Source organism: Paenarthrobacter sp. 10L420, assembly GCF_056395385.1.
Genome location: NZ_JBFTJK010000008.1, coordinates 175,737 through 201,757 on the forward strand (window position 1 = coordinate 175,737; position 26,021 = coordinate 201,757).

Sequence of the window (26,021 nt, forward strand, 5' to 3'; positions counted from 1 at the left end):
TTGCAGGCCCCAAAAGGCCGCTCGCCACCCAAGGCGACCAGCGGTAAGTGCGGGAGGAACCGGGGTTATGAAGCGCCCGACGGCGGGGCGTCGGCGTCGTCGATGTCCGGACCTTCGGCAGGATCCTGGCTGTGGATGCCGGTATCGTGCGAAACCCAGCCCTCCGTTTCTCCCTCTGCAGGAGCGTCGGTGTGGTGCCGGATGATGTGTTCAGGCTTGTTGTTTGCGTTCATGACGGATACTCCCTGTCCTTGCTTGGACTGCTTCCGCGAGTGCACCCAAGTCTACGCCGGGTAGGGAGTATTGGGAGGTCAGTGGCATAGGCTGAACGCAGTAGTTCTCCGCGAAACGACTAACTGCCATGCAGAGGTGAAGATGCCCAAGCGACCCAACCCGGCGGTGAAAATCGCCCAAGAGACAGCCCATAACGCAGTATTCGACGCCCAAGGCAACACCAAGCCGGGCGTGCACAATGTTTTGCTGCGCGCTGTCGAGATCCAGCGGCCACTTGTCCTGGCAAATCTGCGCAGAATGCAGCGCAGGCATCCAAAGGCAACGCCCGCGCAGCTTGCCGCGAAACTGGAGCGCGGCTACCTGGCCGCCATCACAGGCGGGGGAGCTGCCGTGGGGGCAACCGCCGTCGTGCCTGGGATCGGAACAGCAGCTTCGTTGGGACTCTCGGCCCTTGCCACCGTTGGGTTTCTCGAGACGACCGCGCTGTACGCATCGACGCTGGCGGAACTCCACGGCATCAGGCTGACCGACCCGGAACGCGCGCGGACAATGGTCATGGCCATCATGCTCGGCGAGGAAGGCACATCGCTGCTGGGCGCCCTCAGTGGCCAGTCCCTGGGACGAGGCAAGGGCGTGACCAATGCCTGGGGCACCACACTCACCAAGAAGATTCCGGGCAGCGGCTTCGGCGTCATTCGCGATGCCATCCAGCGCGCCTTTCTGAAGAACCTCCTGAAGCGGCAAGGCTCGGCCTTCCTTGGACGGGCCCTGCCTTTTGGAGTGGGTGCCGTGGTGGGTGGTGCCGGCAACCTGATGATGGGCCGCGCCGTAGTTGCAACTGCCAAGGAAGCCTTCGGGCCGCTGCCGGATACGATCCCCGGCGAACTGCTCACAAGCGCACCTGCCGACGAGACCAACAACAATCTGACGCTGGAAGGCGGTAACAGTGGACCTCAACGCTGATCTGGGGGAGTCGTTCGGCTCCTGGACCATGGGCGACGACGCCTCGATGTTCCGCATCGTGAGCAGCGCCAACGTGGCCTGCGGTTTCCACGCAGGAGACCCCCTGACCATGCTGGACAGCTGCCGTGCCGCGTTCGAACTGGACGTTCGCGTTGGCGCGCATGTTGGGTACCGGGATCTGGCCGGCTTTGGGCGGCGCTCGCTGGACATGACCTTCGACGAACTGTTCGGCGATGTCCTCTACCAGCTCGGTGCCCTTGATGGGATGGCCCATGCAGTGGGAGCTTCCGTGGATTACGTCAAACCGCACGGCGCGCTGTACAACAGGATCGTCCACGACCCCGACCAAGCTGAAGCCGTAGTTGCTGCCGTCCACGCCTACGATCCCGGGCTGCCGGTGCTGGGATTGCCGGGCTCGGCATGGCTGAAGCTGGCCGAGGAATCCGGACACCCCGTCTTCCGGGAAGCATTCGTGGACAGGGCGTACCTTCCTGACGGCACACTGGTCCCGCGCTCGGACGAAGGTGCCGTGCTGCACGATCCCGCCGCGGTGGTCGCCCAGGCCGTCCGCCTCGCGACGCGGAAAGAAGTGGTAGCCGTGGACGGAACGGTTGTCCCGGTCAGTGCCGATTCCCTGTGCATCCATGGTGATACTCCGGGCGCTGTGAACATGGCCGCGGCGGTTCGGGCAGGCTTGGAGGAAGCAGGGGTGGAGATTGAAGCGTTCGCCTAGTTTGGTCTGGAACGCACGTTGAAGAGGAGCTCTTAATGGGAGCCGTTGTTGTTGATCCAGGCCCCTCGACCCTGGCCCTTGCACGTGACCAGGTCTTGGACAGGGCTTCCCTGCACCTTGCCAACGCGCTGCTGGGCAACCCTGACTCCGCGGGCGGCCTGGAGATACTTTTGGGTGGTCTCCGGCTTCGGTTCGTCACGGCCTCGGCACTCGCGATTACCGGCGCGGAAGGCGTGGTCAAGCTCAACGGCTCCGAGCTGCCTTTTAACAAGGCTGTTCGCGTCAGCCCAGGGGCGGTGTTGGAGTTTGGGCCGGCGCTGTTCGGGATCCGGTACTACCTGGCCGTTCAGGGTGGTATCGAACCCCAGGCAGAACCCCTTCGCGCTGGCGGCACACTGACTTTCGGGCGCCCCCACGCCCACAATATTCCTGCTGAGAACCACGCTCTGCGTCGGGCCCTGGACCCCGAACGTCCGGTGGTCGCCCGGGTGGAGCGCGGTCCGCAAGCCCAAAATTACGACGCCGGTACATGGCTTCGGCTGACCAGCGAACCATGGATCCTCTCACCGGAATCGGACCGGGTGGGTGCCCGGTTGGTGGGGCGCCCCCTTGAACCGGCTGGGGTGGCGGGTGCCGCTGGGCTGGCTGGTGCGACTGTGCCGGCCACGACTCCAGCACCCCAGTCACAACCGTTGCTGTCAGGGTCGGTCCTGCTGCCGCCGTCGGGCTTTCCTGTCATTGCACTGGCCGGGCACCCTCCGACGAGTAAGTCCCCCGTGATCGCAGTTGTTCGGGACGAAGATCTGGACCTGCTGGGCCAAGCGCGTCCGGGACAGATGGTTCATTTGTTGGGGTGAAAAGATCACGGGCAGATTTTCTCACTGATGCTCGGTAGTGAGAAATGAATGCCGCGATTTTCTCATGAATGGCGATTTGTGAGAAAATAGGCTATCGATCTTCTCAAGGAGAATCATGAGCAATATGCTTGCCTGGCCATCAATCAGCTACGAAGAGCATCCTTGGGCCGCAGATGGAGAACCGGGAACCTCGAGGCGTCAACGGCTCCTGGCCCGCGGCCCCTACGAGGCTGCTATCCCGGCAGAAATTGCTCGCATCAATCCTGAGGTTGATTCCCGGACCCAGTCGCTTGTTGAGGCAGCCACTGTGGAAATGGTCCGGTTCGATGCCGAGTTGGGACAGGACTCTGCACCGTTCGCGGCCCTGCTGCTCCGAAGTGAATCGGCATCGAGTTCCCAGATCGAGAACCTTACGGCCGGTGCGCGGAAGATTGTGCTGGCGCAATTGGGTGATCGCTCGAGCCCTAACGCCGCACTGATCGCGTCCAACGTGCGTGCCATGGAGGCTGCGATTGCCTTGTCTGAAGACCTGAGCGTCGAGAATATCGGCACCATGCATCACACCCTCCTGGCCTCCTCCGACCAAGTCATAGCTGGGGAATACCGGGACAGGCAGGTCTGGATCCGAGGCAATTCACCCCACTCAGCGGAGTTCGTGCCGCCGCATCACGGACGCGTGATGGTAGCCATGGAAGACCTGGTCGAGTTCATGCGCCGGGACGACATCCCGGCCCTGACTCAAGCCGCCTTGGCACACGCACAGTTCGAAACCATCCACCCCTTTGCGGACGGCAACGGCCGAACGGGGAGGGCAATCGTTAGCGCCCTGCTCCGTGCCAAGGGGGTAACTGAAAAGGTAACCATCCCTGTTTCTTCAGGGCTGCTGACCAATACCCGCTTCTACTTCGACGCCCTGGGTGACTACCGTCAGGGGAACATCCTGCCCATCATTGAGCGCTTTGCCGAGTCTGCCATGCTCGCCGTGGACAACGGCCGGTTGCTGGTGGAGGACATCCGGGCTGCACAAAAGGAGCTCCGTGAAAAGCTCGGATCTGCTCAGGAATCCGTGCTGAAAGTCCTTGAGCTGCTGCCTCGCGAACCCGCAATCACCGCTGAGATGGCAGCCGGTTACGCCAGGATCTCACAGGCAACGGCGTACAGGGCAGTGCAACGGCTGGAGGCGGCTGGCGTCCTTACTCCTGCCGGGAAAGTAGGGGGCACCAGCGTCTGGCTCGCAAGGGACATCGTCAGAGCGTTGGATGACTTCGCCGCACGAGCTGGCCGCCGCCTACGCCACTGATCCCCCTAGCCAAACAGCAGGTGGGCCACGGTGAAGATCGCGAGCCCGGCCAGCGCACCCACCACCGTTCCGTTGATGCGAATGTACTGGAGGTCCTTGCCCACCTGCAGTTCGATCTTCTGGGACGTTTCCTCGGCATCCCAACGCGCCACTGTGTCCGAGATGACGCCGGCAATATCCGATCGGTAGGTGTTCACGAGGTAGCCCGCGGCGTCCCCGATCCAAGTGTTGACCTTGCCGGCGAGTTCGTCGTCGTTGACCAGACGGGAACCGAAGTCGCGGACGGCGCTCTTGAACCGCTGGCTGAGTTCGCTGTCCGGATCATCGACGGCGGTGAGCAGCGCGTTCTTGACCGTTCCCCAGGTGCGCGAGGCCAGTTCCCGGACTTCAGGATCGCCAAGGATCTGGGCCTTGATGGTCTCGGCGCGCTCGATCATAGCGGGATCATGCTGCAGGTCCTGCGCCAGGTCCGTCAGGTAAGCGTCGATCGATTTACGCACTTGATGGTTCTGGTCGTTTTGCACAGCGCGAACGAACTTCAGGAGTTCGACGTACACCTTGTCGCTCACCAGCCCGTCCACGAACGTCGGTACCCAAACCGGCGACCGGTCGGAAACCAGTCGGTTCACCGTTCTATGGTTCGCGTCCACCCAATCGGCGGCACGATCAACCAACAGATCCACCAACTTGTGATGATGCCCGTCAGCGAAGATCCGTTCCGCCATCCGCCCCACGGGCGGTCCCCACGGCGGGGTGAGTAGATGCTTTCTGACCAGGCCCTCGATGACTGCCTGAACGTCGTCGTCCTTCAGAACGGTGAACGCGCCGCGGATCATTGCGCCGCCTTCCTTGGCCACACGTTCGGCCCCGCCCGGTGCGGATAGCCAACGGCCGGCCTTACGGGCAATATCAATGCTCGCCAACTTGTCCTGCACGACCTCCTGGGACAGGAAGTTGCTCTCCACGAACTCACTTAGCGATTCGCCGATCTGGTCCTTCCGGCGCGGAATGATCGCTGTGTGCGGGATCTTCAAGCCCATGGGGTACTTGAACAGTGCCGTGACCGCGAACCAGTCGGCCAACGCGCCAACCATGCCACCCTCGGCCGCAGCCCTCACATATTCAAACCACGGGTACTGCTTCTGGAATGCGAACGCCACCATGAACACCATGGCCATGCCTATCAACAGCGCCAGGGCCAGCCGTTTCATGCGGCGCAGCGCGGCCACCTTTTCCTCGTCTCCGGCAGAACGGCCGACGACGCCGGAGCCGGATTTGGTGGCTCCCGAGGCTGCCGCTTGGGCTGAGCGGGCGTGGGTGGTGACGTCTTCGGCTGGGATTTGTTCAGAGTTCACCTGCATTAGCCCAGCGTAGCCCCGTGCGTGCAGCCGCGTGGGCTACCGTGGCTCCATGACTAGCGACGATTTGGCCCCTCGCCGGCCCAAGGTCTACGCCCACCGCGGTGCCAGTGCTGCGTTCGCCGAGCACACCCGTGCGGCATACCTCAAGGCGATCGCGGACGGTGCCGACGGAGTTGAGTGCGATGTCCACTTGACCCGGGACCAGCACGTCGTCCTGCTGCATGATGCCAACCTGGACCGTACTTCCACCGGCACCGGACCTGTCTCGGAGAAGAACCTCGAGGAACTCCGGGCCTTGGACTTCTCCTCCTGGAAGGGCGCCCGGATACCGGATGCTTACGGCGGGATCGCTGATCAATTCCTTACCTTGCCGGAACTGCTGGACATTCTGCGTGGCGCCGGGCGCGAGATCGGTTTGGCGATCGAGCTCAAGCACCCTAGCCCCTACCAGCTCAATCTCGAGGACAGGGTTCTGGACGTGCTGCTCAGTGAGGGATGGACGCCCGGTGAGTCCCGGCTGGAGAATATTCAGATCTCTTTCATGAGCTTCGATTCCGACTCGATCCAACACCTGCTGAAGAAGGTCCCAGCCCAGCACATTTGCCAGTTGGTGGACAATTTCTCGGTGCAGGAGTTGCGGCAAGAGCTGGGACTCGGGCCGATCACGGCAGGTGCTGTGGCAAATGTCATGAAGGCAACCCAGTTGGAGGCCGAACGCATCCTGGATCACGGTGAGGTAGGAATTGCCGGACCGGGTATCGACTACGTGAGGGAGCACGCCCGCAACGTCCAGCGGTGGTTGGAATCCGGCAGGGTGTTCAGGGTCTGGACTGTGGACTCGGAGAAGGACGTAGCCCTCTGCCAGGGGCTGGGGATCCATGAGATCACCACCAACAAACCCGCGCAGGTGTTGGCCCAGCTTCAGGTCCCATCCAGGTAGCAGATGAGCGCGTTTTGGGCCCTCAAAACGCGCTCTGCTGCGACCCGGTTGGGTGCAGTTTAGGGTGGCCCACCGGGCTTGTGATTGAGTTGTCTCATGTCATTCCGCTGGTCAGCCCGTGCCACCCAAACCACCTCTGCCATCGGTCTGAGCGCACTTCTCCTGGCCAGTGCCATGAAGCATTTCCGCAGCCCGGGGTTCTACTACCCTGTGGTACCTGACTACTTGTGTCGCATGGACGAGCCGGGAAGTCAGCCGAATGGGCCACTGGCTCTTATGTCCCGTGAGGAATGGGTCGCTTCCAGCGGCCTGCTCGAGGCGACTGCCGCCGTCGGGCTTCTCATCCCGGCCACCCGAAAAGTGGCTGCTGACGCGACGACAGCCATGTTTACCGTATTCCTTGCAGGGCATATTGATGCCCTCCGCCGTGCGTATGGTCCTAACGGCACGCCCGGCCAGCGGCGCGCCCACACCCTTAGGCTGCCTCTTCAGATTCCCCTTATCCTGTGGTCCTGGAGCCTGCGAAAGTGAGCAAAGGTCCAGCAGCTCCCTTGAAACTCAGGGAGTCGCCAGCTTTCAAGATTGCCTTGTCGCTGAGCATCGCCACAGGCCTTTACGGCGTGTCCTTTGGCGCACTTTCTGTGGCGTCGGGCTTCGATTTCTGGCAAACAATGGTGCTGAGTCTTTTGCTGTTCAGCGGGGGCTCGCAGTTCGCTTTCATCGGAGTAGTGGCTGGTGGTGGATCTGGCGTCGCAGCCATGACGGCCAGCGCTTTGCTAGGTCTGCGCAACGGCATCTACGGCATGCAAATCAACGCCATGCTGCGTCCACGTGGATGGCGGCGCTACATCTCAGCCCATGTCACCATCGATGAGTCAACGGCGACGGCGTCCGGCCAGTCGGACCCCGATGAGCAACGCCGCGGGTTTTGGACTGCCGGGATCGGAATATTCATTCTCTGGAATATCTTCACGGCCATCGGCGCCCTGGCCGGCGATGCGATGGGCGACCCCAAGCAGTGGGGCTTGGACGGGGCTGCAGTTGCTGCGTTCCTCGCTTTGCTGTGGCCAAGGCTGAAGGGGCGCGAACCCTGGGCCATTGCGGCCGCTTGCGCCCTTGCGACCATTCTGGCCGTGCCGTTCGTTCCCTCGGGAGTCCCAATTCTGGTGGCTGCGCTGGTGGCCGGTGTGATCGGCTGGTTCAGCCATGCACGCATGGATGAAGGACTCGAGCCGGACCTGGACCCCTACGCAGAAAAGCGAGGGCATGGCGGCGTCGGGAACAGGGGGCACGAGTGAACCTCTGGCTCTGGATCCTCATTGCCTGCGCGCTTGCGTACCTCACCAAGTTGGTTGGCTACTTTGTCCCGGCCAAGCTGCTTCAGAGCCCCAGGATCATGCACATCGCAGGCACCATGACGATTGGTTTGCTGGCGTCCCTGACCGTGGTGAATGCCCTCGCGTCCGGACAAGGTTTGGTATTGGACGCCCGCATCGGCGCATTGGCAGCGGCCGCCGTCGCTCTTTGGCTTCGCGCGCCGTTCCTGGTGGTGGTTATTTCCGGTGCTGCCGCAGCGGCGCTGCTGAGGCTGCTCGGCTGGGGCTAACCGGTTTTAGGTGAGACTCGCTAGCAAGCCGGCGCAGGCGGCTTCGCAGCGGCGGCAGGCTTCCGCGCAGATCCGGCAATGTTCGTGCATCTGTGCGTGTTGTTCGCATTCCTCAGCGCACACTCCGCAGGCGGTTTGGCATGCCTTGAGGACTGCGCTCACCATGGCGGAGTTGGTTCCGGTTTGCCGCGTCAGAATGGTCCCGGTCGCAGCACAAATATCAGCGCAGTCCAGATCGGTCCGGATGCATGCTGTCAGCTGGGCCACCATATCCTCGCCCAGACAGGCGTCGGCACAGGCTGTACAGGTTTGGGCGCATTCAAAGCAGGCGGCAATACATTCCGCCAGCTTCGCCTTGTCCAGCACACCGGTTCCCTTTGGATGGGCGTCGATCATCGCGCTGATGTGGTGGGTCATGGCCGGCTCCTGTCGGGTTCGGGTTCGGGTTCGACGGACGACCGGCCAACCCGGCCGCCATTCCCACCCTAGACCTGGTAGTGGCAGGCCTCCAGAGGCTGGAGCAAGGGCCGTCGACTAGACGTCGTCCGTGAGCGTCACACCGGGGATGGGTGATTGTTCCGGGAGCGGGCGGGATGGACGTTCGGTCCGGATGGCGTCTTCAATGAGCGCCACAGGACGCTTCCAGGCTTCGGAGCCGGGTTCCATGGTGTCTACGGCGCCGATCAGCATGGCCAGGAGCCGGACCATGTCCTCAATGGTGATATCGCGGCGCAGCGAACCCTGGCCTTGACCGCGTTCCAGGAGCGTGGCCATGGAGCCGATCAGGCCGCCGGTAATGCCCATGAGGAGTCCGCGTCGGCCTGCGACGGCGTCAAGCAGGTTGGCGTCTTCGCTCGCCACCTGCATCACAGCGTCGATGACGTTGATGAGACCCTCGGCGGCGTCCATGCCTTCGAGGGATGCATCGGCAACAGGATCCACATGCTGGCGGAGTTGGCGGGACAGGGCCGCAAGTACCAATTGTTCTTTATCGGAGAAGTTGCGGAACAGCGTTGCCGGACCCACTCCTGCCGTGGCGGCGATGGTCTGCAGGGGAACTTCGGGACCGTGTTCCCGGAAGCACTGCCGGGCTGCGGTGATGATTTTGTCCACATTTCGTGCAGCGTCGGCCCTGAGGGGCTTGCGTTCGGAGGGCTGTTCCATGCTTGTCAGGGTAGCAACGGACCGGGGTTGACCCCTTGTTACGCAGGAGTAGGCCGTTATGTGACAAACCAGTACGTGAAACACTGGATTTCATGTTGCTTGCATTCTCAGTCGCCCCTTCAGGCCAGCCCGCATCCGCCACCAACGGCGGACCCACCCCCGATGCCTCCGTGCACGACGCCGTGGCTGCCGCGGTTAAGATCGTCCGGGAGTCCGGATTGCCGAATCAGACGGACTCCATGTTCACCACCATCGAAGGCGAATGGGACGAAGTCTTTGACGTCGTCAAACGGGCCACGGAGGCTGTGGGCCGCTTCGGCAGCCGCGTCTCCTTGGTGATCAAAGCGGACATCCGGCCCGGTTACAGCGGTGAGCTGACCGGCAAGATAGAGCGTCTGGAAGAGGCAATTTCCACCACGGACTAGCTCTTTCCACTGTCAGTGACCAGTGCAAGACTGGGGGCCATGATTGAACACGTGGCTGAACCCGGTTGGATTGACGTCGAGCGTTACCTGACTGACGTCGTCGTGCGTCCTGATCCTGCCCATAAGCGCGCCCTGACATCTGCAGTCGAGGCAGGCATGCCACAGATCGAAGTGGCGCCGAATGCCGGGAAGCTGCTCAAGATGCTCGTGCAGCTGTCCGGAGCAAGGCACGTCCTGGAGATTGGCACCTTGGCAGGTTTCAGCAGTATCTGGATGGCTCAGGGACTTCCCGACGACGGCAGCCTGGTGACGTGCGAGTACCTCCAAAAGCACGCCGACGTCGCGCGGGCGAATGTGGACGCGGCAGGAGTGGGGCACAAGGTGGACATCAGGGTAGGTGCTGCTTTGGACACGCTTCCCACATTGGTCGGCGAGGAATCCTTCGACTTCGTGTTCATCGACGCGGACAAGGAGAACGACGCCAACTACCTTGAATGGGCCATCCGTCTTGGCCATCCGGGCACGGTGATCGTGATCGACAACGTCATCTGGGACGGCTCCATCCTGGAGCCTGAGCGGGATGAGATAAACGCGCCGGGCATCGTCAAGGCCTTGGAAATGCTGGGCCAGGACCCGCGTCTTGATTCCACCGCAATCCAAACTGTCGGCAGCAAGGGCTGGGACGGCTTCGCTATCGCCAGAGTGCGGTAGCCGATGGATTTCACGCTGCGCACGGCAACGGTTGACGACGCCGAAGCCATGACCGTCATGCATGTCCAGTCCTGGCGGGAGAGTTATGGGCATTTGCTGCCGCCGGAATTCTTCGCGAAGCAGGAAGCTGCCCTGCCGGACAGGATCGAGCGGTACAGGGCGTCGATCGCGGCCGGCCATCCACGGATGCTGGCCCATGATCCCGATGGTGAATTGGTAGGGATTGCGGCTTCAGGACCGGGAAGGGACGAGGACAGCCCCTGCGAGGTGGAGCTGTTCATGCTGTACACCCTTCAGCGGATTCATGGCCGCGGTGTAGGTCAGGCGCTGGTGGATGCGCTCCTGGGTGACGGCCCGGCTTACCTGTGGGTCCTCGACGACAACCCGCGGGCCCAAGCCTTCTACCGCCGCAATGGTTTTGTGCCCGACGGCAAGCGGCAGCTTTGCGACCCCTCGTGGTACTCACTTCCTGAACACCGGATGGTGCGGCCCGCCGTCGGGCATTAATGTCTGGTTGCCTCGCCGTCAAGCGTTAGGTGTTGCCCGCTCATGGTTACGCGGCCTGGGACGCCTGGCTGCATGTGGCTTGGGCAAGAGGTGCCGTGACCGTCCTTGGCTTGCTCCTGGTGCCGGTACCTCGTTGCCGGGTGGTTCTTCCTCGAGGGGCTCCTCCAGGAGGCTCGGCGGTTTGGGCACCCGGGCAATCAGTAGGCAGACCACGGTCAGCCAGGCGAACGCGACCGTAAACACCTCTACCCAAACCGACCCCAAAGCTTCCATGAAGAGATCTTATGGCCCAATGGCCTCGAATGGTAAGCATCCTTAGTAAATCCTCCCGTGGAACGCGACCAATCGCTCCTCTACTAGGCTGGAGCTATGACTCAGGCAGGACGGTTTTAATGGCCAAACCCGGTAAATCCAGCAAGGCAGGCAAGTCCGGCCGGGCGGGAAGATCGACGGCGGGAGTCATCGAGGTGCCTCCCGGCACCCGTCCTGACGGCCCCGTTGCAGGCGTCTATTACATTGACACTGGCGACTGCGAACTGATTCCCGATCCTGACAACAACAACGGCTGGCTCCTGAAGATCAACGGCGTGCTGAGCTCGCACATTGACCTGGCCGATCCACTGTTCCTTGACTTCGAATACATGCGCTGGATTGCTGCGCTGGTGGAATCGAGGTGGCCACGGGAGGCCAAGCCAAAACTCCGTGCCCTGCATCTGGGCGGGGGAGCCTGTTCCATGGCGCGATACTTCAACGCGGCGTACCCGGATGCGCGGCAAGTGGTGGTGGAACTCGATGGGAAGCTCGCCGACTACGTCCGTGCCTGGTTCGAACTCCCCAAGGCGCCTTTGCTGCGGATCCGCGTGGGCGAGGCTCGGGAAGTGACGGAGTCCCTAACCCCCAATACGCGGGACCTCATCATCAGGGACGTCTTCGCCGGAGCCTTCACGCCGCGCGCCCTCACCACCCGCGAGTTCAACGCCCACGCCGATGCTGTCCTTGCCCCCGATGGCTTGTACGTGGTCAACTCTGGCGACGCCCCGGATCTGAAGAATGCACGCGCTGATGCTGCCACCATCGCCGATACTTTTGAGCACACCATGATCATCGCCGACCCCGCCATGCTCAAGGGCCGCCGCTACGGAAACATGATCATGGCCGGCAGCCACGTGCCATTCGTCGACGATCCAACGCTGGCCCGCAAGCTCCTGGGCGGGGCCGTCCCTGCGCACATCTGGAACGACACCCAAGTGCGGGCCTTCGCCGCCGGGACCCCGGTTCGGCACGATCCGCCGGCGGCTTCAGCCCAGTAGCTCCTCGCGCCGCCCTTCCGTCTCCTCGCGCAGGGCCTGCACGACGGCGGCTACCGCTGGGCGGCGCATCGAGTCGGGACGGAGGACCATCCAGTAGGGGAGCAGTTCCGCGAAGTCCGCAGGCAGGAGCCGCACCAAATCTGCGTGGCGGTCGGCCATGAAACACGGCAGGAATCCCACGCCCGCGCCTGCCCTCGTCGCCTCCACATGCACGAACACGTTGGTGGAGCTCAGGCCGTCGCGCATAGTTGGGACGAGCCTCCTTGGTGCGTCCAGATCATCCACCTGGAGCATGGAATCCACGAAGTAGACCAACTGATGCTGCGTCAGTTCCTCGATGGTGCCCGGTGTCCCGTTGTCCGCAAGGTAGGAGCGCGAGGCGTACATTCCCAGCCGGTACTCGCCCAGACGGATTGCCTCTGCCCGATGGACCTGTGGCGTCCCGACCACCACTTCGATGTCCAGGCCCGAGCGTTGCTGAAGCGCCCGCCGCGTCACGGTGACGATCTCGACGCTGAGCCCAGGGTGGTCGCGTCTCAGCTTCGCCACGGCGGGCGCAGCTATATAGGCGCTGAAACCATCCGTTGCGGTCATGCGTACGACGCCGGTAATGGGGTCGGGCGCGCCGTCGCTCGGTCCCAGCGCACCCACCGCAGTTTCGATGCGTTCTGCTACGAGCACCGCCTCTGCCCCCAACTCCGTGACTTCCCAGCCTCCGGCGGCGCGCGCGAGAACGCGGCCGCCCAGAGTCTTTTCCAGCGCCGCTATCCTGCGCGAAACGGTGGTGTGGTTCAGGCCCAAGGCTTGCGCCGCCGTCGTGAATTTTCCTGAGCGTGAGACGGCGAGGAGGATGAGGAGATCGTCCGGATTGGGATTCATATCTGCAATTCTGCACACACTTGGTGCCGGATTGGTCATTGAGGAGGGCTGAATCTGCAGTAATACTCAGTGGAGCATTTCGTGTTGTGGATCAGAGCACGTCAAAAGGGTCAACGAGGACACTGAGGAGATGGATATGAGCGTAGAGCAGCGCTCCACATCAAGGGCCGGGAACGAATCCGGCAAGGGCTCCGGCCTTAAGAAGATCGTCGCTGCCTCCATGGTGGGCACAGTGGTGGAGTGGTACGAGTTCTTCCTGTACGCCACCGCAGCAACGCTGGTTTTCGGCAAATACTTCTTCCCGAGCACCGGCAACGAATTGGACGGCATCATCCAGGCGTTCCTGACGTACGCGGTTGGCTTCGTAGCCCGCCCGCTCGGCGGGATCGTCTTCGGCCAGATCGGCGACAAACTGGGCCGCAAGCCCACGCTCCAGCTGACCATTGTGATCGTCGGCGTCTCGACGTTCCTCATGGGCTGCCTCCCCGGCTTCGCCGATCTGGGTTACTGGGCACCGGCCATGCTGGTGGCGCTTCGCTTCATCCAAGGATTCGCCCTCGGTGGCGAGTGGGGAGGTGCCGTGCTCCTGGTCGCTGAACACAGCCCCAACAAGTCACGCGGTTTCTGGTCATCCTGGCCTCAGGCAGCCGTGCCCGTGGGCAATCTTCTGGCCACCGCAGTTCTGTTCACCATGTCCACCACACTGAGCAGCGAAGCCTTCCTTGGCTGGGGCTGGCGCGTAGCATTCTGGCTCTCCGCCGTGATCGTGTTCGTCGGCTACTACATCCGCACCCACGTCACCGAGGCACCCATCTTCCTCGAGGCCAAGGCACAGGTGGAGGAATCCAAGGCCATCAGCTACGGCGTTGGCGAAGTCATCCGCAAATACCCCAAGGGCATCCTGCAGGCCATGGGCCTCCGCTTTGCCGAGAACATCATGTACTACCTGGTGGTCAGCTTCGCGATCGTCTACCTCAAGAGCGTCCACAAGTACGACACGTCATCGCTGCTGCTCGCATTGCTTATTGCGCACGTGATCCACTTCCTGGTCATCCCCCAGGTTGGGCGTCTTGTTGACGCCTGGGGTCGCAAGCCCGTGTACCTGGTGGGCGCCATCACCGGCGCAACATGGCCGTTCTTCGCGTTCCCCATGTTCGACACCAAAAATGCCGTGGTCATCGTGCTGGCCGTGACCATCGGGCTGTGCCTGCACGCGTTCATGTATGCAGGCCAGCCGGCAATCATGTCCGAGCTCTTCCCCACCCGTATGCGCTACTCCGGCGTTTCGCTCGGCTCGCAGGTTACGTCGATCTTCGCAGGGTCACTCGCGCCGCTGCTGGCAACACAATGGCTCAAGGACACCGGCTCCTGGCTGCCCACGGCGATCTACCTCGTCGTCGCCTGCGCCATCACCGTCGTCGCCGTTGTGTCGTTGAAGGAAACCAAGGGCATCGCGCTGCAGGACGTGGACGAAGCCGACGCCGTGCGACACGGTCTGACTACGTCTTCAGCTTCGAAAGGCTAGTTCCATGGACAACTCCTTGAATGGGCGCAAAGCACTGGTCACCGGCGGTGCCAGCGGAATCGGGGCAGCCTGCGCCCGCGCGCTCGCCGCCCGCGGGGCGAAAGTTGTAGTGGCCGACGTCGATGCCTCCGGAGCTGCGGCCCTCGCCGACGAGCTGGGCGGCACTGCCTGGACTGTGGACCTGTTGGACGTCGACGCCCTGGCCGCCCTCAGCCTTGACTGCGACATCCTGGTCAACAACGCCGGCATCCAGAAAGTAGCGCCGATCGAGGAGTTCGAACCTGCTGAATTCAGGCGGATACTCGCCCTGATGCTGGAGGCCCCGTTCCTCCTCATCCGGGCCGCGCTCCCACACATGTACGCCAATGGGTTCGGCCGGATCATCAACATCTCCTCGGTTCACGGGCTCCGCGCTTCGGCCTACAAGAGCGCGTACGTCTCCGCGAAGCATGGCCTGGAAGGGCTCAGCAAGGTCACTGCCTTGGAGGGCGGCGAGCATGGAGTGACGTCCAACTGCATCAACCCTGGATACGTTCGCACGCCCTTGGTGGAGCGACAGATCGCCGATCAAGCCCGGCTCCACGGCATCCCCGAGTCAGAGGTCTTAGCCAAGGTGATGCTGACGGAGTCGGCAGTAAAGCGGCTGGTGGAGGTTGAGGAAGTCGCGTCGTTGGCAGCCTGGATGGCCTCGGACGACGCCGGCATGGTCACCGGCGCGAGCTACACCATGGACGGTGGGTGGTCTGCCCGGTAACCCCCACCATCCCTTCGCCGAGGTGACAGTTAATGCCAATGTTCCGCGCGAACATTGGCATTAACTATAGTTTCGGCGCGGAGATCCAGGCTAACTTTGGCCGCCGATGATTGCCTCGGCATTATCAAAGGCCCAGGTCACCAGGGGTATAAGCAGTGCCGTGAGCTCGCGGCCGCGTTCAGTCAGGCTGTAGTCCACGCGCGGTGGGATGACGGGTTGTGCGTCGCGGCGTACCAGCCCGTCCCGTTCGAGCGTTTTCAGGGTTTGGGCCAGCATTTTTTCGCTGACGCCCTCAGCGCGTCGGCGCAGTTCACTCCATCGCTGATCGCCTTCGGAAAGCGAAAGCAGGATCAGCACACCCCATTTGCTGGTGATGTGGTCCAGTACTGTCCGGCTCGGGCAGCCGGCAGGGAAGACGCCGTCAGCGACGGTGGCCGGGAGGGTACTTACTTTCATGTCAGTACCTTACCTTAAAGTGCGTACTCTCTTTCGGGAAGTTATCTGCGGAAGCGTTGGTTGTGATCGGTGACCGTCCCATTAATTTCCTTGAAAGGAACCAGTCATGAGCATCGTCATTACCGGAGCAACAGGCCAGCTGGGCCGCCACGTCATAGAGGCCCTCCTTGAACGCAATGTACCCGCTGACAGCATTGTCGCCACCGGGCGCTCCATCGAAAAGCTGTCCAATTTCGTTGCTCGCGGCGTTCGCGCCGCTGCAATGGACTACGACGACGCTGCGTCGGTCGCCCAGGCGCTTAAAGGTGCCACCAAGGTCCTTCTCATATCGGGAAGCGCCGTCGGACAGCGGGTAGAGCAGCACCGCACGGTTATCGAGGCGGCAAAAGCCGAGGGTGTGGAGCTTCTCGCCTACACCAGCATTGCCAACGCAGACACCACCAGCATGAAGCTGGCTGCAGAGCACCAGGCCACGGAATCCATCCTCAAAGAATCCGGCGTCCCCTTCGTCCTCCTTCGCAACAGCTGGTACATCGAGAACTACACCGACCAGTTGCCGGGAACGCTGGCGCAGGGCGCACTTGCGGGCAGTGCCGGAAACGGCAAGGTTAGCGGTGCCTCCCGCGCAGACTACGCGCAAGCTGCGGCCGCGGTTCTGGTTGCGGAGCACCAGGCCGGCAAGATCTATGAGTTGGGCGGTGACGAGGCATTTACCTTGGACGAGCTGGCCGCCGAAATTAGCGCTGCATCAGGCAAGTCCATCGAATATCGAGACCTCCCGGCAGACCAATACGCCGATCTCCTGACGGGCGCAGGGGTGCCGGAAGGCTTCGCGCAGATCCTGGCCGACACCGATCTGGGCATTGGCCGCGGCGACCTTTTGGTGACCACCGGTGATCTCCGGAAACTGATCGGGCGCCCGGCAACTGCCTTGTCCGTGGCCGTCCGCTCCGCTGCTGCCGCCATCTGAGCCGAGCCCCCTCACGAGCTGACAGTTAATGCCAATGTTCCGCGCGAACATTGGCATTAACTGCAGTTTCGGCGCGGGTAATCAGGCCGTCTCGTCCACGAGCTCTGCACGACGCAGGCCACCACCGCGAACCCATAGCTTGTAAGCCACGAACAGCAGGATCAGCCAAGTACCGCCGACATACAGGGCTACCCGAGTGTCCTCGAAGACCCCGAGAATCACGATCACCATAGCCATGAACGCCATGGTCAGAATGGATGCTGCCGGCCATAAGGGTGAACCGAATTCCGACGCCGGAAGCCCCTTGCGCTTGATCTCCCGCTTCATGGCAACGTGCGAAGCAAGGATCATCACCCAAACCCACACTGTGGCAAACGTGGCGATCGACGCGATCAGAACGAACACATCCTCCGGGATCACAGCGTTCAGCAGGACGCCCACAAGCAGGATTCCGCCCATCATCACCACGGTCATCCAAGGGACGCCGTGCCTGGAGATCTTGCCGAAGCTCTTCGGAGCATGGCCCTGCTGGGCAAGTCCGAACAGGATGCGGCCAGCACCAAAGATGTCGCTGTTGATAGCGGAAAGGGCTGCTGTGATGACCACGGCATTGAGGATGTGCGGCGCAGCAGGGATGCCCAGGCCGTCGAAGATCTGCACGAACGGGCTGCCGCTGCTGCCGATTTCGTTCCACGGGAAGATGCTCATCAACACGCCCAGGGTCAGGACGTAGAACAGCAGCACACGGACTGGCACAGTGTTGACTGCCTGCGGGATGACCTTTTTGGGATCGGCAGCTTCGCCAGCGGTAATGCCGATTGTTTCGATCCCACCGAACGCAAACATCACAACGGCGAACGCAGCCAGGAGCCCTTCGAAGCCGTTCGGGAACAAACCGCCGTGGTTAACCAGGTTCCCCAACCCCGGTGCCACGCCCCCGCCGTCGCCCGTTTGGAAGCCGAAAACGACGATTGCTGCGCCTCCGACGATCATGGCGATAATCGCCACCACCTTGATCAGCGAGAACCAGAACTCCAGTTCACCGAAGACCTTAACGCTCAACAGGTTCATGGCACCCAGGAAGAGAATGATCGCGAGGACCCAGATCCAGCGATCCACCTGTGGGAACCAGAAGCCCATATAGATGCTGAACGCGGTGACGTCGGCGATGGCCACGATCGCCATCTCGAACACGTACGTCCAGCCGGTAACGAAGCCGGCGAACGGTCCAAGGTACTTGCTCGCGTATTGGCCGAATGAGCCGGAAACGGGGTGTCGGACGGCCATTTCACCAAGTGCTCGCATCACCATGAACACGGCTGCGCCGCCGATGATGTAGGCCAAAAGGACGGCCGGGCCGGCTTTCTGTATGGCGGACGCAGAACCGTAAAACAGTCCCGTGCCGATTGCGGATCCGAGTGCCATGAAGCGGATGTGACGGACGTTGAGGCCACGGCTTAGTGCCGTACCGGCGGCCTGGAGGACAGTGTCCTTCGAAGCCAGCATGGTTTGTTGCATGGTAAAACCTTCTCGTCTTTGGGAGGGGATCGCTATCCAGCAGATCACTTTTGGCCGCCTTGTGATTGGCCTCACGGGTGTTTGGTGTCTTTGATCGCAGACAGTGCGACAGGAGTCACAGTCGAATCTCAGATACGATGTCCGCGGACAGCTAGTCACCCCGGTAGGCAGGTCTTCAGGTCCAACGCCGCCCGGATGGCTCGGGCACTGTCGTCGCATCTTTCTTGGGGGAATCTTTGATGTCTGCTTTCCGCGTTGCTTCCATCCGTGCTGCCCGCCATCGTTGGACCGCGGCCTTTGTTGCCTTGTTAGCGGGGGCATCCCTGCTCTTCGCCGGCCCCGCCCAGGCCTACGACATTCCCGAATTTGAGATTCCCCTCGCCTCGCAGGCTCCTGTTCCGTTCGTAGAGCGGGCTGTTGATGCGGCCGGGGTCCTTGATCTGTGGAGGGCAGGTGGGCCGGCAACGCGGGCGGCAGCCCAGCTTGCCTTGGTGGGCGGGCCCGAGGCGGTGCAGGCATTCCTCGACGGCGGACAGGACGTTGCGCTGGCAACGGACCGTAAGGAGCTGGTCACCGAGCTGACGAAGCGGGGGAGCGCGCACGTGCGGTCCTCCGCGAAAGCAGCTCTCATTTCCGACGCCGCAACAATAGCCTTCTTGTCCGACGGGTGGGCGAGCACTTGGGACGGCGACCTTCGGACGACGGCGACGTTTTTCACTAGCCTGGAAAACCCTCAAATCAGTGCTGCCGCTTCCAAGAGCCTGGACTCGGGCGGGGAAGCCATTGAGCAGTTCGTGCTTGAGGGCTGGAGGAAGATTGCCCAAGGCCAGGATCGGGAGGCGGTTTACTACCTGACGAATTCACCCGTGCCTGCGGTAACTCTCGGAGCTCAAGCTGCCCTCGACACCTCCAGCGCGGACTTCGTTGCTGATTTCCTTCGCTACGGGCAGTTCGTCGCCTCAGACCATCACACTGAAACCGCGGCAGTGACTGACCTGCTGCAGCAGGTCAAGGCAGACGTCGCAGCCAACCCCAACGGGGCCGCCGCCGTGGCGGAGAGGGCGAGGACCGCCGTCGAGCAGGCTCGGAGCACCGCAACTGCTGCGAGGTCAGCGGACTCATCGCGTCTCGTCGCGGACAGGGACTTCCTTTCATCGTTGGCTTCGCCTCGGCAGGCCACGGATACTGCGCTGCTGACATCCGAGGAGCCAGCCAAGGCGGCCTTCGCGGCCGCGGCCCGCGAAATTCCGGAGCTACTGGCAACCCTTACCGCACCGGGAACCGATCTCGATGCCCGCATTAAGGAAGCCCGGCAGGCCACGCTGGATCTGGCACTTACCGGCACCCCGGAGGTGAAGAAGACCGCTGAGGCTGCACATCTGGCAGGCGACTCCGGGATCAAGGCCTTCATCACCAGTGGCTACGCGGCGGCGATCAAACTGGATGGCTCTGCTTTGGGCGCGGACCGGCAGCGCGTTTACCAGCTTCTCCACCTTGGTGGCGGGCATGTAAACGCAGCCGCCGACGCCGCTCTCAGTTCGGCAAACCACGCTGATGTCCGGTACTTCCTGGACTACGGATTTGATCAAGCGTTGGCCCTGGATAACCGGGTCCAGACGACCTTCGCCTTGGATTCAACACCCGAGGTGCGGGCAGCTGCCAGCGTCGCCCTCGACGGCAGTAGGGCCGACCTTCAGGCATTCATGACCAGCGGAAAAGCCGCCGCTGCCGAGCGTGACAAGGCCACGGCCGCCCACGTAGCGTCGGTCGACGTCATGATCGCCGAACTCGCCGGACTGGCAGACAAAGCAGCGCTCGACGCCGGGACGGCGGCCAACGCTGCCAAGTCGGCTGAAGCGGCACGACAGGCAGAAGCGGCGCGGCAGGCTGAGGCGGCGCGGCAGGCTGAGGCGGCGCGGCAGGCTGAAGCGGCGCGGCAGGCTGAGGCGGCGCGGCAGGCACGAGCAGTCAATGCTGCTGAAGCAGCGCTACCGCTTAGTGGCGTGCCGCTCGTCGACGTCCACCAGTTGGCTGGATCAGTCCCCCCGGCCCCGGCGCTGGTGCCGTGGCAATCGGCACCCGCCGTCGTGATCCCCGCAACGGGCGGGACAGCTGCGCCGGCCACTGGCCTACCGGCACTTCCTCCTCCGGCCGGCAGCGCAAATCCGGGTGACATCGTGTCTGTGGAGCCGGAAACCCAGGAAGCCGCCACGGCTGCCAGCACGTCACAGGGGTTGAACGCTTGGACCATCGGGCTGATTGCGTTGCTGGTCGCCGCGGCGGCCGGTGGAATCACGCTGCTTCTGCGCCGAAGGGTGCCGGCTAGGGGAGCGCCGGACACGCCGGTCAAGGCCAAGCCTTAGGTTAACTTTGGTGAATTTGGTGAATTTGGTGAATTTGATGAACATCCCGACATTGGGACCGACCTCCCGCGGGCATCTTTGCCAAGGCGGCTCAGCCCCGCAGTAGGTACTTCGCTACGCCCTCCGGGTTTGCCAAGGCCAGCAGGTGGCCGCCTGGCACGACATCCGGCGTGAGTCCGAGTCTCTCCTTGGCCACTCTGCGCTGGAATTCCACGGGAAAGAACCGATCTCCCCTCCCGCTGAGTACCCGGGTTGGGATGCTGGGCCACTCCGTGAAGTCGCAGGCTGATTCGAAGACCGCGTTGGCTTCCGCCCGCTGATACGGTTCGCCCGTGGCAGCGACGTCCGGTGGAACGTCGTGCAGGAAATATGTGGCAACGTCGAACTCGGGACTGTAACCGTGGGCCGCCGCCGCGCTCTCCCTTGCGGCGTCCCAACCTGTGTTTGCCCACCACTCGCCGGGGGTTTCGCCCGGCACCGGGATCATCGCGTTGACGAGGACGAGCCCGCGGATTGACGCACGGTCGCAGACCAAGGGGGCGGTAAAACCCCCTAGTGATTGGGCCACGAGCACGACGTCGGTACTGGCGCCGATGGCTTCCAAGACCAGTCGCGTGTACTCGGGCAGGCCAGCATTTTCGTCGTCCCCTGGGAGGTCGACGGCAACGGCCTCGTGTCCGGCACGCTCCAGCAGAGGAACCACCCGGCTCCAATACCAGGCCGTGCCGCCCGCTCCAGGGATCAGGATGAACGTACTCATTGCAGTTCGGGCCGCACGCAGCGGCGTGGATGCAAGACGATGGATCTCATCTCCCTATTGTCTTCCTTCACAGGGGCGCCGATCCTGCGTAACGTCGGCTCAATGGACCCTGTCATCCAGACCGTCGATCTTCATAAGAATTTCGGCCGGGTCAAGGCACTGGACGGCCTCGATCTCGAAGTCCCCGAGGGGCAAGTCCACGGCTTCCTCGGCCCGAACGGAGCAGGGAAGTCCACCACCCTGCGTATCCTGCTTGGCCTGGCACGGGCCTCGTCCGGCAGTGCGAGAGTCCTTGGATTGCACCCATGGGCCGACGCCGTTGAACTCCACCGGCGTGTTGCCAGCGTCCCCGGCGATGTCAGCATCTGGCCGAATCTATCAGGGGGAGAGGCCATTGATTTCCTCTCGCGGCTTCGGGATGGCGGGGCAGATCGCGCTGGGTATCGACGCAGCAAGGAGCGTTTGTGCCAGCTCTTCGACTTTGACCCCACCAAGAAGGGCCGTGCCTACTCAAAGGGAAATCGCCAGAAAGTTGCGCTCATCGCAGCCCTCGTTGCCGACGCCGAGGTCTACCTTCTGGACGAGCCAACAAGCGGCCTGGATCCCCTCATGGAGGCTGTCTTTACTCGCGAGATCCGGAGGCTCGTCAGTGAGAAAGGGGCCACCGTCCTTCTCTCCAGCCACATTCTCTCCGAGGTGGAACAGCTGGCCGACAGCGTTAGCATCATCCGCGCAGGGCGGATCGTAGATGGCGGGACGCTCGAATCCCTGCGCCACCTGACCCGCACAGGGATCTCTTTCGCGCAGGACCAGGTGGACCTCGAAGCCCTCCAAGGCCTTTCCCAAGTCCACGACCTCACCTTGGCCGCAGGCCGGGTCAAGTTCAGTGCCGACTCTGACCGTGTCCACGAGGTCCTGCCGATTCTTGGCCGTCTGGGTGTGCAGGGCCTGCTGGTCGCTCCGCCGTCGCTGGAAGAGTTGTTCCTCCGCCACTACGGGGTTGCCCTTCCGCCCCAGTCAGAGGAAGTGAAGTCCGACGGCGGCGCTCACCACCGGCGGCGCCGCCCGGGCCGCCAGGACGGGCCCTTGAGATGAGCCGTTTTCTTGACCTCTATTGGCAGCGACTCCGCCGCGACCGGTGGCAACTCCTGAGCTGGGTTGCTTCCATCGGTGCGCTCGCCTTTTTCGCCACAACAGCAGTGGCTTCGGCGTACGGCGACGATGCTTCCCGCGCCGAAATCCTGCATGTTGCCACGGCGACTCCCGCTATTTTGATTCTCCGCGGGCTGGTCAGGGGCCCTGCTCTGGACGCATTTACGTTTTTCCAGATCTTCGCCTTTATCGGTGTCCTTGCCGGCCTGATGAACACCTTCCTGGCAGTACGGCATACGCGCGCCGAGGAGGAAGCCGGCCGGGCTGAGCTGGTCGCGTCCACGGCAGCGGGCCGGTGGATGCCGTTGACGGCGACAGTGACCCATGGGCTCATAGGAATCGTGCTGGTGGCCGCGGCAGTCACGATCGGCTTTATCTCTGGCGGGCTCGATGCCGCGGGCTCGCTGATTGCCGGTCTTGCGGCCGGAGCTATTGGCTTGGCGTTTCTCACCGTCGGATTGCTCGCGTCCGAGTTCATGAGTACTTCGCGTGGGGCAAACGGAGCGGCGGCAGGGCTGGTGGTCGCCGCCTATCTTCTGCGCGGTTTCGGGGACGCGACCGGCAAGGTCAGCCAGGACGGCCTTACGGTAACGGCAGCATGGCCTAGCTGGGTTTCGCCCATCGGCTGGGGGCAGCAGACTTTTGCCTACACGGGAAATCGCCTGTGGCCCCTGCTGCTTCCGCTGGGCCTTGGAATCGTATGCGTCTCACTGACCGTGGTCATCATGTCGAGGCGGGATGTTGGCGCGAGCGTGCTCGCCGGACGGAGAGGCCCGACGGACGCCCACCCCTCGCTCCGCGGGCCGTTCGCCCTGGCACTCCGACTCCAGCAGGGCGCCATCGTCAGCTGGTGCATTGGCGGGTTTATCGCGGGTCTGCTCACCGGCGCCCTCGGCGCTGCCATTCAGCAGGTGAGCATCTCGAATTCCTCCGTGACCGCGATCCTCAGGGCCATGATCGAGGCGCAAGGAACATCCATGACGCAGTTGGTCATTGCTGTCTTGTTTGAAATCGGTGGCATCCTGGCGGCGGCCTGCGGACTCCAGGCCGTTCTGCGATTGAGGCAGGAAGAAGTGGCGGGCACGGCAGAACTGGTGCTCTCGCAACCGCTCGGACGCATTCGTTGGTTTGGCAGCTTTCTCGGCCTCGGGGCAGCCTCGGTGGTTCTCGTCATGGTGTTCGCGGCCTTCGGTGCCTGGTATTCCTTGGCGGTCTCCGGTGAATCAGCCATTGAAGTGGGCAGCGTATGGGAGACCGCCGGGGCTCAAATCCCGGCTGCGCTGCTATACCTTGCCTTGCCCGCTGCGGTTTTTGTTACCTTTCCCCGCGCTACTGTCCCAATCGGCTGGGCGTTGCTGGCACTGGGCATCGTGCTGGGTGTCTACGGCGGGATGCTGGGCTTCGACAAGACCCTCAGGGACCTCTCGCCATTCACGCACACGCCAATCGTTACCAACACCGGAACAGATTGGAGTGGCGGCTTTTGGATGCTCGGGATTGGAGCGGCTCTCGCGGTGTTCGCGTTTGCCGCCGTGCGGCGTCGGGAGGTTGGCACGGTCTGAGCCACTCTCAAACACGAGACACTAGTTAAGTCTGGTATTTCAGACACCGCATAGAGTGAGTGGTCTGGCGTTGCCCGGCGTAACAAGGCACGCTTGAGTACGGGATACCGGACACATCACCCCGAGCAAGGCTGGACGGTGTCTCCTTCAGCAGTCTTGAGCAGTGAGGAACCATGACAACCACGCCACTGGCACCAGGCAAGGCCACGTCCAAGGTCCCTGCCGCCGAAAATACGCTGCGCATCCTCAAACTCTTGGCCTCGCGCCGGGGGCCGATGGCGGCGTCGAACATTGCGACGGCGCTCGGCTTGCCGCGCTCCAGCGTGTACCACCTGCTGGGCGTCATGGAGGCCAACGGCTTCGTCCTGCATCTGCACGAAGAGCAGCGCTACGGCCTCGGCATCAGCGCCTTCGAGCTCAGTTCGGCCTATTCGCGGCAGGAGCCGTTGTCGCGTCTCGGGCGGCCCATGTTGGCCTCTCTGGTGGACGTGATCGGCGAAAGCGCGCATCTGGCCGTGCTTCACGGCCGCGACGTCCTTTACATCGTGGAGGAACGCGCCAAGAACCGCCCAAGCCTGGTGACCGACGTCGGAGTCCGCCTGCCCAGCCACCTCACCGCCTCGGGCCGCGCGATCCTGGCCGCCTTGCCAAAGTCACAGGTTCGGGCTCTTTACCCGAACGCCGCCGCCTTCACGTCGCGCCACGAAGTGGAATTCCCGATCATGAAGTACTCCGCCCTGTCCTCCCACCTGGACCAGGTGCGGCAGCGCGGCTACGCCACGGAAAATGGCGAGATTACGCCTGGATTCGGCTCCATCGCCGCAGCTGTGACTGACCACGTGGGATGGCCGACGGCGGCAGTCGCCGTCACGTTCTTGGAGGACAAAGTGCCGGCTGAGCAATGGCCGGTACTTGCTGCGCGCATCCGCAAGGCTGCGGACGAATTGTCGGTACGCATTCACGGACGACCGGCTGGCTAGGCCGTTCGCATCCTATTCACGCGGCTTCGATTCGCCGGGCATCGGTTCGCCGGCTCAGGTTTTGCCAGGTTCGGCCGCTTCGCGCTCGACGAGTCTGCGGAAGGTCTCCAGCTCACCGCGGAAGCTGCCCCGGTAGGATCCCATGGCGAAAATCCGCCCAAAGATCGCCGAGATGAATCCACGGGTCACGAACTCCTGCTGGATGCGCGTGCCGCCTCCCTCGGCGGCAAACCTCACATCTGACTCACCCTTCAGGATCGCGTTGCCGAACCGTGTGCGGATGTGCCAGGGGGTTCGACGGCGAGGATCTCCGTGGGGCTTGCCATTCGTCCGAACTTCACCGTGTAGCGGCTTCCGGCCTGGTCGATCGAGCCAACCCGATCGGTCACGCCGGTGACTCCGCCGATCCATTCCGGGAACCGGTCCAGATCCGTCCACGTCGCGAAAACGCGCTCCGGCGGAGCCGCGACGAGTGTGGTAACTCGGAACGTTGCCATGGGTCCAGCATGCGCTGCTTCTCGTGTGAATGCGAGGGGTTGGCCCTACTTCACCACGACGCTTGGGGGAAGAACGCAGAAGGACGGCGTGCGTCTGTAATCCCGGACAGCACCCACCTAAAAGCCATTCCTGAGGCCTCGTAAAGGGGCTTTAGTAGAAGCAGAAGAACTTTCCACTACACACTTCCCAAAGACGAAGGAGTCATCATGGCACCCGCCGATTTCACTACTGGTGCCCGTCCGGTTAAGGCCGCGCGGGGTACTGAGCTCACTGCCAAGTCGTGGCAGACCGAGGCGCCGTTGCGTATGTTGATGAACAACCTGGATCCCGAGGTCGCTGAGCGCCCTGATGATTTGGTGGTTTACGGCGGCACGGGCCGTGCTGTCCGGTCCTGGGCTGCGTTTGATGCGATCACCCGGACCCTGGAGACGATGGAGAAGGACGAGACCCTGCTGGTGCAGTCCGGCAAGCCGGTGGGTGTGTTCCGGACCCA

General features: G+C 62.8%; 29 protein-coding genes and 1 pseudogene. 20 read left to right on the forward strand and 10 right to left on the reverse strand.

What is annotated here, in order from left to right; translation table 11 throughout:
* Positions 1-65: 65 nt before the first annotated feature.
* Positions 66-233, reverse strand: coding sequence for a hypothetical protein (locus AC1DD5_RS14180; protein WP_431117651.1), 168 nt, complete (start codon positions 231-233; stop codon positions 66-68).
* A gap of 142 nt (positions 234-375) precedes the next feature.
* On the opposite strand from AC1DD5_RS14180, the gene AC1DD5_RS14185 reads away from it, so the two are divergent.
* The 4 genes from AC1DD5_RS14185 to AC1DD5_RS14200 all read left to right on the forward strand — a co-directional run bounded on the left by AC1DD5_RS14185 (position 376) and on the right by AC1DD5_RS14200 (position 4,087).
* Positions 376-1,197, forward strand: a complete 822-nt coding sequence (locus AC1DD5_RS14185) for a hypothetical protein (RefSeq protein ID WP_442016395.1) — start codon at positions 376-378, stop codon at positions 1,195-1,197.
* Positions 1,181-1,930, forward strand: a complete 750-nt coding sequence (locus AC1DD5_RS14190) for a LamB/YcsF family protein (RefSeq protein ID WP_442016396.1) — start codon at positions 1,181-1,183, stop codon at positions 1,928-1,930. Before AC1DD5_RS14185 ends, AC1DD5_RS14190 begins: the two co-directional genes overlap by 17 nt.
* A gap of 35 nt (positions 1,931-1,965) precedes the next feature.
* A complete protein-coding gene (locus AC1DD5_RS14195) occupies positions 1,966-2,787 on the forward strand; it encodes a 5-oxoprolinase subunit C family protein (protein ID WP_442016397.1) in 822 nt (273 codons plus the stop codon).
* A 115-nt stretch (positions 2,788-2,902) separates the two neighbouring features.
* Complete coding sequence (locus AC1DD5_RS14200; protein ID WP_442016398.1) at positions 2,903-4,087, forward strand: Fic family protein; 1,185 nt, start codon at positions 2,903-2,905, stop codon at positions 4,085-4,087.
* Positions 4,088-4,092: 5 nt separating this feature from the next.
* Here the strand turns inward: AC1DD5_RS14200 and AC1DD5_RS14205 are convergent, their stop codons facing one another.
* A complete protein-coding gene (locus tag AC1DD5_RS14205) occupies positions 4,093-5,448 on the reverse strand; it encodes a DUF445 domain-containing protein (protein ID WP_442016399.1) in 1,356 nt (451 codons plus the stop codon).
* 49 nt (positions 5,449-5,497) lie between these two features.
* Here AC1DD5_RS14205 and AC1DD5_RS14210 point away from each other — a divergent pair, with 49 nt between their 5' ends.
* The 4 genes from AC1DD5_RS14210 (at position 5,498) to AC1DD5_RS14225 (ending at position 7,994) form a co-directional block, all read left to right on the forward strand.
* A complete protein-coding gene (locus AC1DD5_RS14210; protein ID WP_442016400.1) occupies positions 5,498-6,388 on the forward strand; it encodes a glycerophosphodiester phosphodiesterase in 891 nt (296 codons plus the stop codon).
* Positions 6,389-6,484: 96 nt separating this feature from the next.
* Entirely contained in the window at positions 6,485-6,919 is a 435-nt protein-coding gene (locus AC1DD5_RS14215; RefSeq protein WP_442016401.1) for a DoxX family protein, read from the forward strand.
* Positions 6,916-7,686, forward strand: coding sequence for an AzlC family ABC transporter permease (locus AC1DD5_RS14220; protein ID WP_442016402.1), 771 nt, complete (start codon positions 6,916-6,918; stop codon positions 7,684-7,686). The genes AC1DD5_RS14215 and AC1DD5_RS14220 overlap by 4 nt, the downstream gene beginning before the upstream one ends.
* Positions 7,683-7,994 carry an AzlD domain-containing protein gene (locus AC1DD5_RS14225; protein WP_223947666.1) on the forward strand — a complete coding sequence of 104 codons (312 nt, stop codon included), beginning with the start codon at positions 7,683-7,685 and terminating at the stop codon, positions 7,992-7,994. Before AC1DD5_RS14220 ends, AC1DD5_RS14225 begins: the two co-directional genes overlap by 4 nt.
* Before the next feature lie 6 nt (positions 7,995-8,000).
* Here AC1DD5_RS14225 and AC1DD5_RS14230 read toward each other — a convergent pair whose 3' ends face one another.
* Together AC1DD5_RS14230 and AC1DD5_RS14235 are read right to left on the reverse strand one after the other, a co-directional pair.
* The gene (locus AC1DD5_RS14230; RefSeq protein ID WP_442016403.1) at positions 8,001-8,411 is read right to left on the reverse strand and encodes a four-helix bundle copper-binding protein; all 411 of its coding nucleotides are present in this window, start codon (positions 8,409-8,411) and stop codon (positions 8,001-8,003) included.
* A 117-nt stretch (positions 8,412-8,528) separates the two neighbouring features.
* Positions 8,529-9,158, reverse strand: coding sequence for a TetR/AcrR family transcriptional regulator (locus AC1DD5_RS14235; RefSeq protein ID WP_442002837.1), 630 nt, complete (start codon positions 9,156-9,158; stop codon positions 8,529-8,531).
* 92 nt (positions 9,159-9,250) lie between these two features.
* On the opposite strand from AC1DD5_RS14235, the gene AC1DD5_RS14240 reads away from it, so the two are divergent.
* From AC1DD5_RS14240 to AC1DD5_RS14255, 4 genes are all read left to right on the forward strand, one after another.
* Positions 9,251-9,583, forward strand: coding sequence for a thiamine-binding protein (locus AC1DD5_RS14240; protein ID WP_442016404.1), 333 nt, complete (start codon positions 9,251-9,253; stop codon positions 9,581-9,583).
* Positions 9,584-9,622: 39 nt separating this feature from the next.
* Positions 9,623-10,294 carry an O-methyltransferase gene (locus AC1DD5_RS14245; RefSeq protein WP_442016405.1) on the forward strand — a complete coding sequence of 224 codons (672 nt, stop codon included), beginning with the start codon at positions 9,623-9,625 and terminating at the stop codon, positions 10,292-10,294.
* Between the two features lie 3 nt (positions 10,295-10,297).
* Positions 10,298-10,801: a GNAT family N-acetyltransferase gene (locus AC1DD5_RS14250; RefSeq protein WP_442016406.1), complete on the forward strand. Its 504-nt coding sequence runs from the start codon at positions 10,298-10,300 to the stop codon at positions 10,799-10,801.
* Between the two features lie 392 nt (positions 10,802-11,193).
* On the forward strand, positions 11,194-12,111 hold the full coding sequence (locus AC1DD5_RS14255; RefSeq protein WP_442016407.1) for a spermidine synthase: 918 nt from the start codon (positions 11,194-11,196) through the stop codon (positions 12,109-12,111).
* Here AC1DD5_RS14255 and AC1DD5_RS14260 read toward each other — a convergent pair.
* The gene (locus AC1DD5_RS14260) at positions 12,100-12,990 is read right to left on the reverse strand and encodes a LysR family transcriptional regulator (RefSeq protein ID WP_442016408.1); all 891 of its coding nucleotides are present in this window, start codon (positions 12,988-12,990) and stop codon (positions 12,100-12,102) included. The genes AC1DD5_RS14255 and AC1DD5_RS14260 overlap by 12 nt on opposite strands.
* Positions 12,991-13,126: 136 nt before the next feature.
* On the opposite strand from AC1DD5_RS14260, the gene AC1DD5_RS14265 reads away from it, so the two are divergent.
* Positions 13,127-14,515, forward strand: a complete 1,389-nt coding sequence (locus AC1DD5_RS14265) for an MFS transporter (RefSeq protein WP_442016409.1) — start codon at positions 13,127-13,129, stop codon at positions 14,513-14,515.
* A gap of 4 nt (positions 14,516-14,519) precedes the next feature.
* Positions 14,520-15,269 carry a 3-hydroxybutyrate dehydrogenase gene (locus AC1DD5_RS14270; RefSeq protein WP_442016410.1) on the forward strand — a complete coding sequence of 250 codons (750 nt, stop codon included), beginning with the start codon at positions 14,520-14,522 and terminating at the stop codon, positions 15,267-15,269.
* 90 nt (positions 15,270-15,359) lie between these two features.
* Here the strand turns inward: AC1DD5_RS14270 and AC1DD5_RS14275 are convergent, their stop codons facing one another.
* Positions 15,360-15,725: a winged helix-turn-helix transcriptional regulator gene (locus AC1DD5_RS14275; RefSeq protein WP_091464815.1), complete on the reverse strand. Its 366-nt coding sequence runs from the start codon at positions 15,723-15,725 to the stop codon at positions 15,360-15,362.
* Between the two features lie 106 nt (positions 15,726-15,831).
* On the opposite strand from AC1DD5_RS14275, the gene AC1DD5_RS14280 reads away from it, so the two are divergent.
* Positions 15,832-16,695 (forward strand): SDR family oxidoreductase, encoded by an 864-nt coding sequence (locus AC1DD5_RS14280; protein WP_442016411.1) that lies wholly within the window; start codon positions 15,832-15,834, stop codon positions 16,693-16,695.
* A gap of 81 nt (positions 16,696-16,776) precedes the next feature.
* On the opposite strand, the gene AC1DD5_RS14285 is transcribed toward AC1DD5_RS14280, so the two are convergent.
* The gene (locus AC1DD5_RS14285) at positions 16,777-18,213 is read right to left on the reverse strand and encodes an amino acid permease (protein WP_442016412.1); all 1,437 of its coding nucleotides are present in this window, start codon (positions 18,211-18,213) and stop codon (positions 16,777-16,779) included.
* A 239-nt stretch (positions 18,214-18,452) separates the two neighbouring features.
* Between AC1DD5_RS14285 and AC1DD5_RS14290 the strand changes: the two genes are divergently transcribed.
* Complete coding sequence (locus AC1DD5_RS14290) at positions 18,453-20,576, forward strand: ALF repeat-containing protein (protein WP_477521857.1); 2,124 nt, start codon at positions 18,453-18,455, stop codon at positions 20,574-20,576.
* Between the two features lie 91 nt (positions 20,577-20,667).
* Here the strand turns inward: AC1DD5_RS14290 and AC1DD5_RS14295 are convergent, their stop codons facing one another.
* Positions 20,668-21,336 carry an alpha/beta fold hydrolase gene (locus AC1DD5_RS14295; RefSeq protein ID WP_477521858.1) on the reverse strand — a complete coding sequence of 223 codons (669 nt, stop codon included), beginning with the start codon at positions 21,334-21,336 and terminating at the stop codon, positions 20,668-20,670.
* A 102-nt stretch (positions 21,337-21,438) separates the two neighbouring features.
* Here AC1DD5_RS14295 and AC1DD5_RS14300 point away from each other — a divergent pair, with 102 nt between their 5' ends.
* The 3 genes from AC1DD5_RS14300 to AC1DD5_RS14310 all read left to right on the forward strand — a co-directional run bounded on the left by AC1DD5_RS14300 (position 21,439) and on the right by AC1DD5_RS14310 (position 25,030).
* Complete coding sequence (locus AC1DD5_RS14300; RefSeq protein WP_477518015.1) at positions 21,439-22,431, forward strand: ABC transporter ATP-binding protein; 993 nt, start codon at positions 21,439-21,441, stop codon at positions 22,429-22,431.
* Positions 22,428-24,050 carry an ABC transporter permease gene (locus AC1DD5_RS14305; protein ID WP_477517962.1) on the forward strand — a complete coding sequence of 541 codons (1,623 nt, stop codon included), beginning with the start codon at positions 22,428-22,430 and terminating at the stop codon, positions 24,048-24,050. The genes AC1DD5_RS14300 and AC1DD5_RS14305 overlap by 4 nt, the downstream gene beginning before the upstream one ends.
* Before the next feature lie 173 nt (positions 24,051-24,223).
* Positions 24,224-25,030: an IclR family transcriptional regulator gene (locus tag AC1DD5_RS14310; protein WP_216922359.1), complete on the forward strand. Its 807-nt coding sequence runs from the start codon at positions 24,224-24,226 to the stop codon at positions 25,028-25,030.
* Between the two features lie 54 nt (positions 25,031-25,084).
* On the opposite strand, the gene AC1DD5_RS14315 is transcribed toward AC1DD5_RS14310, so the two are convergent.
* Together AC1DD5_RS14315 and AC1DD5_RS14320 are read right to left on the reverse strand one after the other, a co-directional pair.
* Positions 25,085-25,267: a hypothetical protein gene (locus AC1DD5_RS14315; RefSeq protein WP_477521859.1), complete on the reverse strand. Its 183-nt coding sequence runs from the start codon at positions 25,265-25,267 to the stop codon at positions 25,085-25,087.
* 14 nt (positions 25,268-25,281) lie between these two features.
* Positions 25,282-25,527, reverse strand: coding sequence for an SRPBCC family protein (locus AC1DD5_RS14320; RefSeq protein ID WP_477521860.1), 246 nt, complete (start codon positions 25,525-25,527; stop codon positions 25,282-25,284).
* Positions 25,528-25,734: 207 nt separating this feature from the next.
* On the opposite strand from AC1DD5_RS14320, the pseudogene AC1DD5_RS14325 reads away from it, so the two are divergent.
* Positions 25,735-26,021 (forward strand): annotated as a pseudogene (locus AC1DD5_RS14325) (urocanate hydratase); the annotation flags it as partial.